At 74.0% G+C, this 12,210-nt stretch carries 11 protein-coding genes and 2 riboswitches; of the genes, 3 read left to right on the top strand and 8 right to left on the bottom strand.

What is annotated here, in order from left to right; genetic code table 11:
- Positions 1 to 79 precede the first annotated feature (79 nt).
- The 7 genes from ACF061_RS02570 to ACF061_RS02540 form a co-directional block, all read right to left on the bottom strand.
- Positions 80 to 496 carry a transglycosylase SLT domain-containing protein gene (locus ACF061_RS02570; RefSeq protein WP_392264937.1) on the bottom strand — a complete coding sequence of 139 codons (417 nt, stop codon included), beginning with the start codon at positions 494 to 496 and terminating at the stop codon, positions 80 to 82.
- Positions 497 to 842: 346 nt separating this feature from the next.
- A complete protein-coding gene (locus ACF061_RS02565) occupies positions 843 to 1,676 on the bottom strand; it encodes an ECF transporter S component (protein ID WP_392264936.1) in 834 nt (277 codons plus the stop codon).
- Positions 1,673 to 3,352 (bottom strand): ABC transporter ATP-binding protein, encoded by a 1,680-nt coding sequence (locus ACF061_RS02560; RefSeq protein WP_392264935.1) that lies wholly within the window; start codon positions 3,350 to 3,352, stop codon positions 1,673 to 1,675. The genes ACF061_RS02565 and ACF061_RS02560 overlap by 4 nt, the downstream gene beginning before the upstream one ends.
- Positions 3,349 to 4,539 (bottom strand): energy-coupling factor transporter transmembrane protein EcfT, encoded by a 1,191-nt coding sequence (locus tag ACF061_RS02555; RefSeq protein ID WP_392264934.1) that lies wholly within the window; start codon positions 4,537 to 4,539, stop codon positions 3,349 to 3,351. Before ACF061_RS02555 ends, ACF061_RS02560 begins: the two co-directional genes overlap by 4 nt.
- A complete protein-coding gene (locus tag ACF061_RS02550) occupies positions 4,532 to 5,218 on the bottom strand; it encodes an SCO2322 family protein (protein ID WP_392264933.1) in 687 nt (228 codons plus the stop codon). The genes ACF061_RS02555 and ACF061_RS02550 overlap by 8 nt, the downstream gene beginning before the upstream one ends.
- Complete coding sequence (locus ACF061_RS02545; RefSeq protein WP_392264932.1) at positions 5,215 to 6,444, bottom strand: prenyltransferase/squalene oxidase repeat-containing protein; 1,230 nt, start codon at positions 6,442 to 6,444, stop codon at positions 5,215 to 5,217. Before ACF061_RS02545 ends, ACF061_RS02550 begins: the two co-directional genes overlap by 4 nt.
- A 130-nt stretch (positions 6,445 to 6,574) precedes the next feature.
- Positions 6,575 to 6,647: riboswitch (cobalamin riboswitch) on the bottom strand.
- Positions 6,648 to 7,368: 721 nt separating this feature from the next.
- Positions 7,369 to 7,542, top strand: a riboswitch (TPP riboswitch).
- 97 nt (positions 7,543 to 7,639) lie between these two features.
- Positions 7,640 to 8,260, bottom strand: a complete 621-nt coding sequence (locus ACF061_RS02540; protein ID WP_392264931.1) for a TetR family transcriptional regulator — start codon at positions 8,258 to 8,260, stop codon at positions 7,640 to 7,642.
- Between the two features lie 208 nt (positions 8,261 to 8,468).
- Between ACF061_RS02540 and ACF061_RS02535 the strand changes: the two genes are divergently transcribed.
- Genes ACF061_RS02535 through ACF061_RS02525 form a run of 3 tightly spaced genes read left to right on the top strand, consistent with a single transcriptional unit; the run spans position 8,469 to position 11,763 of the window.
- Positions 8,469 to 9,944 (top strand): glycosyltransferase family 4 protein, encoded by a 1,476-nt coding sequence (locus tag ACF061_RS02535; RefSeq protein ID WP_392264930.1) that lies wholly within the window; start codon positions 8,469 to 8,471, stop codon positions 9,942 to 9,944.
- Positions 9,938 to 10,690 (top strand): methyltransferase domain-containing protein, encoded by a 753-nt coding sequence (locus ACF061_RS02530; protein ID WP_392264929.1) that lies wholly within the window; start codon positions 9,938 to 9,940, stop codon positions 10,688 to 10,690. Before ACF061_RS02535 ends, ACF061_RS02530 begins: the two co-directional genes overlap by 7 nt.
- On the top strand, positions 10,687 to 11,763 hold the full coding sequence (locus ACF061_RS02525) for a prenyltransferase/squalene oxidase repeat-containing protein (protein ID WP_392264928.1): 1,077 nt from the start codon (positions 10,687 to 10,689) through the stop codon (positions 11,761 to 11,763). The genes ACF061_RS02530 and ACF061_RS02525 overlap by 4 nt, the downstream gene beginning before the upstream one ends.
- A gap of 137 nt (positions 11,764 to 11,900) precedes the next feature.
- Here the strand turns inward: ACF061_RS02525 and ACF061_RS02520 are convergent, their stop codons facing one another.
- Positions 11,901 to 12,194 (bottom strand): hypothetical protein, encoded by a 294-nt coding sequence (locus ACF061_RS02520; RefSeq protein WP_392264927.1) that lies wholly within the window; start codon positions 12,192 to 12,194, stop codon positions 11,901 to 11,903.
- Between the last annotated feature and the right edge of the window lie 16 nt (positions 12,195 to 12,210).

The following is a 12,210-nucleotide window of genomic DNA, read 5'->3' as shown; positions in this document are numbered from 1 at the left end:
ATCGGGGGCCGCCGCCTCCACGAGTGCCGTGAGGTGGCTCAGACCGGGGTCACCGGTGCCGGACTCCACGGAGGACGGCTCAGTACCAGCCGTTGGCCTGCCAGAAGCTCCAGGCCTTGACCGGGCTGCCGTAGCGGGAGTTCATGTAGTCCAGGCCCCACTTGATCTGGGTCTTGGGGTTGGTCTTCCAGTCGGCGCCGGCCGAGGACATCTTCGAGGCCGGCAGCGCCTGGACCAGGCCGTAGGCGCCGGAGGACGAGTTGGTGGCGTGGATGTTCCAGCCGCTCTCGTGCTCGACGATGTGGCTGAAGGCGTTGAACTGGGCGTCGTCCGGGATCATCTGGTGCGCGATCGTCCTCGCGTCGGCGGCCGAGCCGGTGGTGGCCGCGTGGGCGGGGGCCGAGGTGAGGGCCATGCCGACGGTGGCGGCGGCCAGCGCGGCGGTGGTGAGGGCCTTCTTGGGGGCGGCGATGCGGCGGATGAAGGAGACGGACACGGAGAACCTCTTATGTGGGGGACAGGGGGTCACGAGCGGCCGGAGCCCGCGGGAGCGGGAGAGGGGCCGCACTGGGACCGGGGCCCGGGAGGACCGTCGGCGCCCTGCGACGTCGTCCAGAGAAGCAGCCGGGAAATCCGTCCGCAAACACCCCCTTTACTAGTCGCCGTCGCATTCGGGGTGAGGTACGGCCGTGTGAGCGCGGTCTCAATGCCCTGGTCGGCGCGGGTAAAGGCGCGTACATGCCACGGCCGTTGGGCTACGGCCCGGCCTCGTAGGTGATCCGGGTCATGTGGGCCGCTTCACCGGGGCCGTCACGGTCGGGCGGCCCCGGGTCACGGTCGGTTCACTTCGGCGGCGCGTCGAACGTGACCGCCGTCTCGAAGGCGGCCCGCCGGGTGGCCCGGCGCAGCGCCCTGAGGACCGCCGGGCCGACGACCAGGGTCAGCACCACGGTGAGGACGGCCCGGCCCAGGTCCCAGCCGAGCGAGGTGGCCAGGCAGTACGCGACGAACCGGGCCAGGTTGGCGGGGACCGCGGCGTGCGGGTCGAAGGCGATCGAGGAGGCGAGGGCGCCCATGAACGGCCAGCCCGCGAGGTTCATGATCGTGCCGTAGGCGAAGGCGGCGAGGAAGCCGTAGAGGGCCAGCATCAGGAGTTCCGCGCGGCCGCGCAGACGGTCAGGGCCCGGCAGCAGGCCCGCGCCCATGGTGAACCAGCCCATGGTCAGCATCTGGAACGGCAGCCACGGGCCCACGCCACCGGTGAGCAGGGCGGACGCGAACATCGTCACCGAGCCGAGCACGTACCCGAAGCCCGGCCCGAGGACCCGCCCGCTCAGCACCATCAGGAAGAACATCGGTTCCAGGCCGGCCGTCCCGGCGCCGATCGGGCGCAGCGCGGCTCCCGACGCGGCCAGTACGCCGAGCATGGCGACGGCCTTCGGGCCGAGGCCGGACTCGGAGATCGTCGCGGCGACCACGGCGACGAGGAGCACCAGCAGGCCCGCGAAGAGCCAGGGGGCGTCCTGCGCGTGCGCGCTGAGCCGCGAGGTGGGCGGGGCGAAGAAGGGCCAGGTGAAGGCGGCCACGCCGACCGCGCTGACGAGGAGCAGCGCGGCCAGGGAGCGCGGGCCGAGCCGGACGGGCCGCGCCTGGCGGCCGGGCCCCGCGCCGCTCATGCCAAGGCCTCGCGGACCTGGGCGACGGTGAGCCATTCCTGCGGGGCCAGGATCTTCGTGACCTGCGGGGCGAAGGAGGGGGAGGAGACGACCACCTCGGCCGTCGGGCCGTCGGCGATCACCTCGCCCTCGGCGAGCAGCACGACCCGGTGGGCGAGTTCGGCGGCCAGCTCCACGTCGTGCGTGGCGAGCACGATGGCGTGCCCCGCCGCGGCCAGCGCGCGCAGCTCGGTGACCAGCCGGCCCTTCGCGCCGTAGTCGAGGCCGCGGGTGGGCTCGTCGAGGAGGAGCAGCGGCGGGCGGGCGGTCAGGACCACGGCGAGGGCGAGGGCCAGCCGCTGGCCCTCGGACAGGTCCCGGGGGTGGGTGGCGTCGGAGACGCCGGGCAGCAGCTCGGAGACGAGCGCGCGGCAGGTGCCCGGCGCGGCCTGCGCGTCCTGGTCGGCCGCCGCGCACTCGGCGGCGACCGTGTCGGCGTAGAGGAGGTCGCGCGGCTCCTGCGGGACCAGCCCGACCCGGCGGACCAGCTCGCGGGGCGACATGCGGTGGGGCACCGCCCCGCCGACCTCGACGTGACCGGCGGTGGGCTGGACCAGGCCGACGAGCGAGCCGAGGAGGGTGGACTTGCCGGCGCCGTTGCGGCCCATGAGCGCGATGGTCTCGCCGGGGGCCACGGTCAGGTCGACGTGGCGCAGCGCCTGGACGCCGTCGCGCCGGACGGCGAGCGAGCGGACCTCGGCCACCAGGCCGTCACCGGTGGGGGCGGCGGGCCTGCGCAGCCGCAGGCGCGGCCTGGTCCGGGGCGCGGGCCGCGGCGCGGCCGACGCGCGCCGGGATGCCGGAGCGGGTTCGGGGGCGCGGCCGGTCAGGCGTTCGCGCAGGTCCGCCGCGCGACGGCGGGCGTCGCGGACGGTCAGCGGCAGCGGGGACCAGCCGGCCAGCCGGCCCAGGTCCACCACCGGCGGACACACCGGCGAGACGGCCATGATCTCCGCCGGGCCGCCGAGCAGCGGGGCGGCGCCCGGGGCGGGCAGGAGGACGACCTGGTCGGCGTACTGGACGACGCGTTCCAGGCGGTGCTCGGCCATGAGGACGGTCGTGCCGAGGTCGTGCACCAGCCGCTGGAGGACGGCGAGGACCTCCTCGGCGGCGGCCGGGTCGAGGGCGGAGGTGGGCTCGTCCAGGACCAGGACCTTCGGGTGCGGGGTGAGGACCGAGCCGATCGCGACGCGCTGCCGCTGGCCGCCGGAGAGCGTGGCGATGGAACGGTCGCGCAGGCCGGCCAGGCCCAACAGGTCGAGGGTCTCCTCGACGCGCCGCCGCATCACGTCCGCGGCGAGCCCCAACGACTCCATGCCGTAAGCGAGTTCGTCCTCGACGGTGTCGGTGACGAAGTGCGACAGCGGGTCCTGGCCGACGGTGCCGACGACGTCGGCCAGCTCGCGCGGCTTGTGGGTGCGGGTGTCCCGGCCGGCCACGGTGACCCGGCCGCGCAGGGTGCCGCCGGTGAAGTGCGGCACCAGTCCGCTCACCGCTCCCAGAACGGTGGACTTGCCGACCCCGGACGGGCCGACCAGCAGCACGAGTTCGCCCTCGGGCACCTCGAAGTCCACGCCCGCGACGGTGGGTCCGGCCGCTCCGTCGTAGGTCACCGAGACATCCTCGAAGCGGATCACGACGGCTCCTTGGGGGCAGTGCTCGCGGGGGTGCTGCGGGGTGTGCCCTCGGGGGCGGCGAAGGCCGGGACCAGACCGAGGAGCACGGCCGCCGCGGGCCACAGCGGGAGGGCGGGCGCGACCAGCGGGACGACCCCGGGGTGCAGGGCCTCCGGGTCGCGGGCGGCGGCCAGGGCCAGCAGGGCCGCGACCGCCACACCGGATCCGGCGACCAGGCAGGAGCGGAGGTTCCAGCGGTCCGGGCGGTAGCGGGTGCGCGCGGAGCGGCGGCCGCCGAGCCACAGTCCGGCGAGGGCGGCGGCGAGCCCGGCGAGCAGGACCGGCAGGCCGTAGGCGCCGCCCTCCGCGGTCAGCAGCCCGTACGTTCCCGCGCACACCCCGAGCAGACCGCCCAGGGTGAGGGCCGCGGTGGTACGGCGCACCGCGGGCGTGACCAGGGCGGTGCGGCCGTAGCCGCGGGCGTCCATCGCGGCGGCCAGGGCGACGGAACGCTCCAGCGCGCCCTCCAGGACCGGCAGCCCGACGTGCAGCAGGCCGCGGACACCGCGGTCGGGCCGGCCGCGCAGCCGGCGGGCGGCGCGCAGCCGTCGGCCGTCGGCGACCAGGTGCGGGGCGAAGGTGAGCGCCACGACCACGGCGACGCCCGTCTCGTACAGGGCGCCGGGCAGGGACTTCAGCAGCCGGGCGGGGGCGGCCAGGGCGTTGGCGGCGCCCACGCAGATGAGGAGGGTGGCCAGCTTCAGGCCGTCGTACAGGGCGAAGAGCAGCGCCTCCGCCGTCACCCGGCCGCCCAGGCGGATGCCCTGCGCCCAGTGCGGCAGCGGGACTTCGGGGAGGGTGAGCAGCGCGTGGGTGCCGGGGATCGGCGAGCCGAGGACGACGGCGAAGACCAGCCGGATGAGCAGGACGGCGAGGGCGAGGCGGGCGAAGGCGGTATAGGAGCGGGCCGAGGGGGTGTTCGGCCGGCACGTCACCACCACATAGCCGGAGACCGCGAGCAGCAGGGCCAGCAGGAGCGGGTTGGTGGTGCGGGTGGCGCCGGTGCCGAGCGCGAGGGCCCACAGCCACCAGGCGCCCGCGTGCACACCGGACGCCCGGTGGGCGCGCGGCACCCCGGTCGCCGCACGCACACTCACCGTGCCGCCGGACGTCGTACGAGTGGTGAAGCCGTCCGGCGGCTTACGCATGCCTGCGCCGCCGGGCCTGCCAGACGGCCGCGCCGGCGAGGACGACCACGACGGCGCCACCCGCCACGAGACCGACCGACGGGCCGCCGTCCTTGTCGCCGCTCTCCGCCTCGCCGCCCTTCCCGGCCTGCCCGTCCTGCTCGCCGGCCGAGGCCGCCGCTCCCGAGACCTGCTCGCCGCAGCCCTTGTGCGGGTATCCGGAGATCGCGCACAGCAGGGCGTTGGTGTCGTAGCGCAGGGGTTTGGCGACCGCCGCCAGGGCCTCCGCCGTCGTGGCGTCCTCGGGCACGCGCGCACAGGCCGTGCGCGGGGCGGGCGGGGTCTCGCCGGAGGGAGCGTCGGCCCGCGTGCCGAAGTCGAGGACCAGCGCCACCCGCTTCCTGCCGTGCTGGGCCGGCGTGCCGGCGCAGATGGCGGCGAAGCCGGCGGTCCCGCGCGGCTTGGCGGCGTCCTGGGAGTCCTGGCTCACCGCGAACCGGAAGCCCTGGACGTCGCCGTCGGCCGGCCGGGCCGTCGAGGGGCCCTCGGTGGCGTACGCCCACTGCTCGCCGGCGTGGTTCCAGAAGGACCAGTAGCGGTACCCGACGGCCTGCGCCGGACCCGCGCCCGCCGACAGCAGGACCCCGGCGGCCAGGAGCAGCGCCGCGAGGACGGGAAGCGCGCGCGAGCGGCGGATCACGGCTGCTGTCCCCGCTTCCCGCGGCCGCTCAGCATGAACCCGACGGCGATGATCACCACGAGGAAGACGCCGCCGAACCACCAGACGGCGTGGCTGTCACCGCTCTTCGCCGTGTCACCGGCGCCCTTGCCGCTGTTCGCCGCCTGCGGAGCCGGGCCGGTGGCGTTGAGCGCCTCCACCAGATCGATGCCGCCGAAGTCGCGCGGGTCGGTTCCGGTGGCGTGGGCGGCGAAGACGAGCTGGGCGTAGGCGGCCGGACCGCTCTGCCGGGCCCACGCCTCGGCGTGCTGCTCCAGCCACCGCAGCGGCTTCCGCGCCTGGGCTGCCCCGCCCTGCGCGGCGAGCGCGACGACCGTGTCGGCGGTGTTGCCGTAGTCGGGCTGGTCGGTGGCGCCGGGCAGGACGGAGGTCAGATAGCCGTTCCGGGCGACGGCCCGCGCGAGATAGGCGGCGCCGTCGGCGGCGGCCCGGTCGGGGGACGGCTTGCCGGAACCGCTGCACTTGGCGGCGCCGCCGTCCTCGCCCGCCGCCGTGGCGGCCAGACCCCGGCCGAGCGCGCCGACCACGCCGGCGGCCGTCGCGTCCGCGTTCGCGGTGAGCTTGCCCTTCTGGTCCGGCTGGAAGGCGAAGGCGCCCGCGTCCTCGCCGGAGCACGGCAGGGCGAACCCGAGCAGGGCGTCGTAAGGGGACTTGCCGTCCTTCAGGACGGCGGCGGGCTTCTCGCCGGCGGCGGTGAGCGCCCCGATGACGACCGAGGTCGAGTTGGTGTCGCTGGGCCCGCCGGGCGTGTACCCCCAGCCGCCGTCCTTGTTCTGCACGGACTTCAGCCAGGACACCGCCTTGCCGGTCGCGGCGTCCTGACCACCGAGCGCGGCCAGCGCCTGCACGGCGGCGGCCGTGCTGTTGGTGTCCACCGTGACCTTGGCGTCACAGGGCTGCGCGGCATCGGCGCGGAAGGCGGCGAAGGCGCCGTTCGCGCACTGCTGCCCGGTCAGCCAGTCCACGGCCTTGGCGGCGGGCAGCACACCCGCGGTGTGCTGCGCGAGCAGGGCGAGGGACTGCCGCCACACGCCGTCGTACTTGGGATCGGTGTGCCCGTACAGCCCGGCGGGCAGGGCGGGTGACGCGGCGGGGGAGGGGGACGATCCGGCGGCGAAGGCGGGCGCCGGTATGCCGATCACGGCGACTGCGGCGGCCAGGGCCGCTGCGCTGCGGCGGAAGTTCATGATCGGCGGGTGCCTCTCCCTGCGGGGAGCCGGACAGCACGGGGCATCCCCGCGGCTCGGCTCCGTATACCTCGACGGTGCTGCGCGGCGGCGGGTTGCCGACGCGGGCGAGCCGGTCACGCGCCGCACGGGGCAGTCCGACTCGCCGCCCTTCGGGACGGCTCACGGTTGCGGGTCAGCGCCGGATTCGCACCGGCTTCCCCCCGTACGGCTGTGATGACGACGCCGCCACTCTACCGGCCCGTACCGAACCCCTTGAGGGCCGGTCGCGGAGCACGGTCGGCGGGAACGACGCAGGAGCCCAGCACCGCCCCACACGGAAGCGAGTTGGAGAGGGGACACAGACGCCTGGAAGAGGGGCGCGGACACCTGGAGAGGGGGGCACACACAATGACTGATCCGGGCCACCCCGAAGCCCCCTCCTTCGGGCCACGCGTTCCCCCCTGGCCCAAACCCGCCACTCACCTCCCTGGGCGTGACGGGCGAGACTCCTGTGACTACCGCTGACCACCGCCATCCCGCCCCTGCCCCCAAGCCATCCGAAGGCGCCCCACGCAGGCCCCCTCCTCCGGACGCGGACGCAACTCACCCGAAGGACACCCCACCTGGCCTGGACGCACGTCGGATCCGAGGCCACGCGCCCTCGGTAGCGCAACGGATCCGCTCACAAGAGCCGTCCCACGCCTGTGACCGAGCCGGGAAGTCCCACGCCTGGCCTGTAGCCGCTCCCCGCGCCTGTAGCCGAGCTGAGAAGTCCCACGCCTGTGACCGAGCCGGGAAGTCCCACGCCTGTAGCCCAGACGAATCGCACCCCTGTGACCGAGCCGCCCCACGCCCCCCACGAGGCCGCCGAAGCATCTCCGAAAATTTCCCGGTTCCAGGGGTTGTGTCCTGCTTTGAGGGGCCTATTCTGGAAGTGGCCTACGAGGCGAGTGAGGGAGTTCAACCGGAGTAGCCGACTTGGGCGAGACGCTTAGGCATCCGCCAGGGCCGACGTCGACGGTCGGGCTGAGAGGCTGGAAAGTCGTAAGGACTGGAAGGCGACCCCCATTACCTGATCCGGGCAATACCGGCGAAGGGAACCCGTCTCGTAGGTTCTTCCGTGCCCCGTGCCCCGTGCCCCGTGCGTGCCCCGTGCCCCGTGCCCGGCGTGCGCCAGTCGAAGCCGTTCCCGCCCCGTCACGCCGCCCCGCCGTCACACCGCCCCGTCCGGCATGGTCAGCTCGATCAGCCGGCACGCCGTCGCTATGTCGGTCTCGACCTGGGCCGTGGAGGCGCGGCCCGCGAGCCAGGTGATCAGGGCCGAGTGCCAGGTGTGCTCGATCACGTGGATCGCGGAGAGCTGTTCGGGACCGGGGTCGTCGTACCCCATGGCGTCCAGGATGATCGCCGTGGTCTGGCGGATGACCTGGCCCACCTCGGCCGAGACGCTGCTGTCCGCGAACGTCAGGGCGCGCACCATCGCGTCGGCCAGCTGGGGTTCGCGTTGCAGGGCGCGGAAGGCGCGCAGCAGGATCTCCGTCACCCGCTCCGCAGGGCGCTCACCGGCGGGCGGCTTGTCGCGCAGCGTGCCGTGCATCCGCTCCAGTTGGTCCTGCATCGTGGCCACCAGGAGGTGGATCTTGGACGGGAAGTAGCGGTAGAGCGTGCCGAGCGCGACCTGCGAGCACTCCGCGACCTCCCGCATCTGTACCGCGTCGAAGCCGCCCCGGCAGGCCAGCTCGGCGCTCGCCTGGAGGATGCGGCGACGGCGGGCCTCCTGCCGCTCGGTGAGGGGCGGCGGGGAAGGGCGTGGGGTACGGACTTCCGCAGGCATGGATCCCGTTCCGTGACAGTCGGTGAGGGCGTGCGACCAGACAGCATGCCAGGGTCTGTGCCGTGGTGTGAATCACCCGAGCCACCGCTCACAGCGTGGCTACCTGCGGGTAGATTCGGAGCCTCTTGAACGATCAAGTCTGAAACTTGTTCTAGATTAGCGACCCGGCGTAATCTCGCGGGACGGTGCAGTCAGAAGGGGGCCCAGAGTGACCGCTGAGGCCAGTCAGGCAGGGTCCCCGGAGGACCTGGCCGCGGACGGCGAGCGACCGCTCCGGATCGCGCTCCTCACTTACAAGGGCAACCCGTTCTGCGGCGGTCAGGGCGTCTACGTCCGCCACCTCTCCCGCGAACTGGCCCGCCTCGGTCACCGGGTCGAGGTGATCGGCGCCCAGCCGTACCCCGTGCTCGACGTCGTCGAGGGCGCCGCCGGGGACCGCCTGCGCCTGACCGAGCTGCCCAGCCTCGACCTCTACCGTCAGCCGGACCCGTTCCGCACCCCGGGGCGCGACGAGTACCGCGACTGGATCGACGCGCTGGAGGTCGCCACCATGTGGACCGGCGGCTTCCCCGAGCCGCTGACGTTCTCGCTGCGCGCCCGCCGCCATCTGCGCGCGCGGCGCGGCGAGTTCGACGTGGTGCACGACAACCAGACGCTCGGCTACGGCCTCCTCGGTGACGTCGGCGCGCCGCTGGTGACCACCATCCACCACCCCATCACCGTGGACCGGCAGCTCGAGCTGGACGCCGCGGAGACCCGGCAGCGCCAGTGGTCGGTGCGGCGCTGGTACGCCTTCACCCGCATGCAGAAGCGGGTCGCGCGCCGGCTGCCCTCCGTGCTCACCGTCTCCGGCACCTCCCGTCAGGAGATCGTCGACCACCTCGGGGTGCGCCCCGGCCGCATCCACGTCGTCCACATCGGCGCCGACACCGAGCTGTTCTCCCCGGACCCGTCGGTGCCGCAGGTGCCGGGCCGGATCGTGACCACCTCCAGCGCGGACGTGCCGCTGAAGGGGCTGGTCTTCCTCGTCGAGGCGCTGGCGAAGGTGCGCGCGGAACACCCCGCCGCACACCTCGTCGTCGTCGGCAAACGCGCCGAGGACGGACCGGTCGCCCAGGCCATCGAGCGGTACGGCCTCGACGGCGCCGTCGAGTTCGTGAAGGGCATCTCGGACGCCGAGCTGGTCGACCTGGTCCGCTCGGCCGAGGTGGCGTGCGTGCCGTCGCTGTACGAGGGCTTCTCACTGCCGGCGGCCGAGGCGATGGCCACCGGCACCCCGCTGGTCGCCACGACCGGCGGGGCGATCCCCGAGGTCGCCGGACCCGACGGCGAGACCTGCCTGGCGGTGCCGCCGGGCGAGGCCGGGGCGCTGGCCGCCGCACTGAGCCGGCTGCTGGGCGACCCCGGGCTGCGGGCGCGGCTCGGCGCGGCCGGCCGGGAGCGGGTCCTCCAGCACTTCACGTGGGCACGGGCCGCCGAGGGCACCGTGGCCCGGTACCGGGAGGCCATCGCCGGCGCCGCGGGCCGTACTCCGGGCCGCCCCGTGGCCGGACGGACCCCCGCCACGGGCCAGGCCCCCACCACGGACCAGGCCCCCACCACGGACCGGACCCCCGACCGCTCCGCGGCACCAGTCAATGTTGGCGACCACCCCGAGTACTCCGAAAGCAGGGCCACGTGCTGACCGTCGACTTCTCCCGGTTCCCGCTCGCCCCGGGCGACCGCGTACTGGACCTCGGCTGCGGCGCCGGCCGGCACGCGTTCGAGTGCTACCGGCGCGGCGCGCAGGTCGTGGCGCTGGACCGGAACGGTGAGGAGATCCGCGAGGTCGCCAAGTGGTTCGCCGCGATGAAGGAGGCCGGGGAGGCGCCCGCCGGGGCCACCGCGACCGCGATGGAGGGCGACGCCCTCAACCTGCCCTTCCCCGACGAGTCCTTCGACGTCGTCATCATCTCCGAGGTGATGGAGCACATCCCGGACGACAAGGGCGTCCTCGCCGAGATGGTGCGCGTGCTCAGGCCGGGCGGCCGCATCGCGATCACCGTGCCCCGCTACGGACCCGAGAAGGTCTGCTGGAGCCTGTCCGACGCCTACCACGAGGTCGAGGGCGGTCACATTCGCATCTACCGGGCGGACGAGCTGCTGGCCAAGATCCGCGAGGCGGGCCTCAGGCCGTACGGCACCCACCACGCGCACGCGCTGCACTCGCCGTACTGGTGGCTGAAGTGCGCCTTCGGCGTCGACAACGACAAGGCGCTGCCGGTGCGGGCGTACCACAAGCTGCTGGTCTGGGACATCATGAAGAAGCCGCTGGCCACCCGGGTGGCCGAGCAGGCGCTGAACCCGCTGATCGGCAAGAGCTTCGTGGCCTACGCGACCAAACCGCACCTGCCGAGGACCGCGGAGACCGACGGGGCGGCCGCCAAGTGACCACTCCCCGGACAGAACACCTCGTCCTGCCCGGGGTCCTCACCGCGGGGCAGGCCGCCGCGACCGTGCGCGGCATCCTCGCCGTACAGCGGGAGGACGGGGCGATCCCGTGGTTCCGCGGCCACCACCTCGACCCGTGGGACCACGTCGAGGCCGCGATGGCGCTGGACGCGGCCGGCGAGCACGAGGCCGCCGAGCGGGCGTACGCCTGGCTGGCCCGGCACCAGTTGCCGGACGGCTCCTGGTACGCGGCCTACGCCGACGGTGCGCACGACGACGTCACCGACCGCGGCCGGGAGACCAACTTCGTCGCCTACATCACCGTGGGCGTCTGGCACCACTACCTCTCCACCGGCGACGACACCTTCCTGGACCGCATGTGGCCGGTCGTCTACGCGGCGGTCGAGTTCGTGCTGCGGCTCCAGCAGCCCGGTGGGCAGATCGGCTGGAAGCGGGAGGACGACGGCACGGGCACGGCGGACGCGCTGCTGACCGGCTCCTCCTCCGTCCACCACGCGCTGTGCTGCGCGCTGGCCATCGCCGAGCAGCGTGAAGAGCCGCAACCGGACTGGGAGTTGGCGGTGGGTGCGCTGCGGCACGCGATCCGTCGCCACCCGGAGCGGTTCCTGGACAAGGACCGCTACTCGATGGACTGGTACTACCCGGTGCTCGGCGGGGCGCTGACGGGGACGGAGGCCAAGGCGCGCATCGAAGAGGGCTGGGACCGCTTCGTGGTGCCCGGTCTCGGGGTGCGCTGCGTCGTGCCCAACCCGTGGGTGACGGGCGGGGAGTCGGCCGAACTCGCGCTGGCGCTGTGGGCGGTGGGCGAGTCCGACCGCGCGTTGGACGTGCTCCAGTCCATCCAGCACCTGCGCGATCCGGAGACCGGCCTGTACTGGACGGGCTACGTCTTCGAGGACGAGGCCATATGGCCCCGGGAGCTGACCACGTGGACCGCCGGATCCCTGCTCCTGGCCGTGGCCGCGCTCGGCGGGCACGAGCCCACCTGCACGGTCTTCGCGGGCGACCGCCTGCCGAGGGGCCTGGACCTGGACCCGGACTGCTGCGACTGACGGTCGGCGGCCGGACTGTCCTTGACCGCACTGCCACCGGCCGCACTCCCGTCGGCCGGGCCGCGGTCGCCCACAGGGCCGGCGGCCGGACCCCCGGCAGACCGAGCACAGCCGTCCGAACCGCCCCCGGCGTGCGGTCAGTTGCGGTGCATGCGGTTGGCGATGGCGTGGCCGACGAAGAGGTAGACGACGGCGGCCAGACCGTAGCCGGCGACCACCCGGGCCCACGCCCTGTCGAAGGTGAAGAGGTCCCGGGACCAGCCGGCGAGCCAGTCGGCCGCGTCATGGACCCACCGCACCAGATCGTTGGCCCGGTTGGCGTCCAGCAGATACATCAGTATCCACAGTCCGAGGATGGCGGCCATGACGTCCGCGACCACCGCGATGACCGTACCGGCGGAGTTGGGACCCGTGCGATATCGAGGGGACATGACTCCCGTCTGGCCC

It is taken from the genome of Streptomyces sp. NPDC015220 (genome assembly GCF_043079345.1).
Classification (GTDB): Bacteria; Actinomycetota; Actinomycetes; order Streptomycetales; family Streptomycetaceae; genus Streptomyces.
This window is presented reverse-complemented; position numbering and strand designations above follow the sequence as displayed.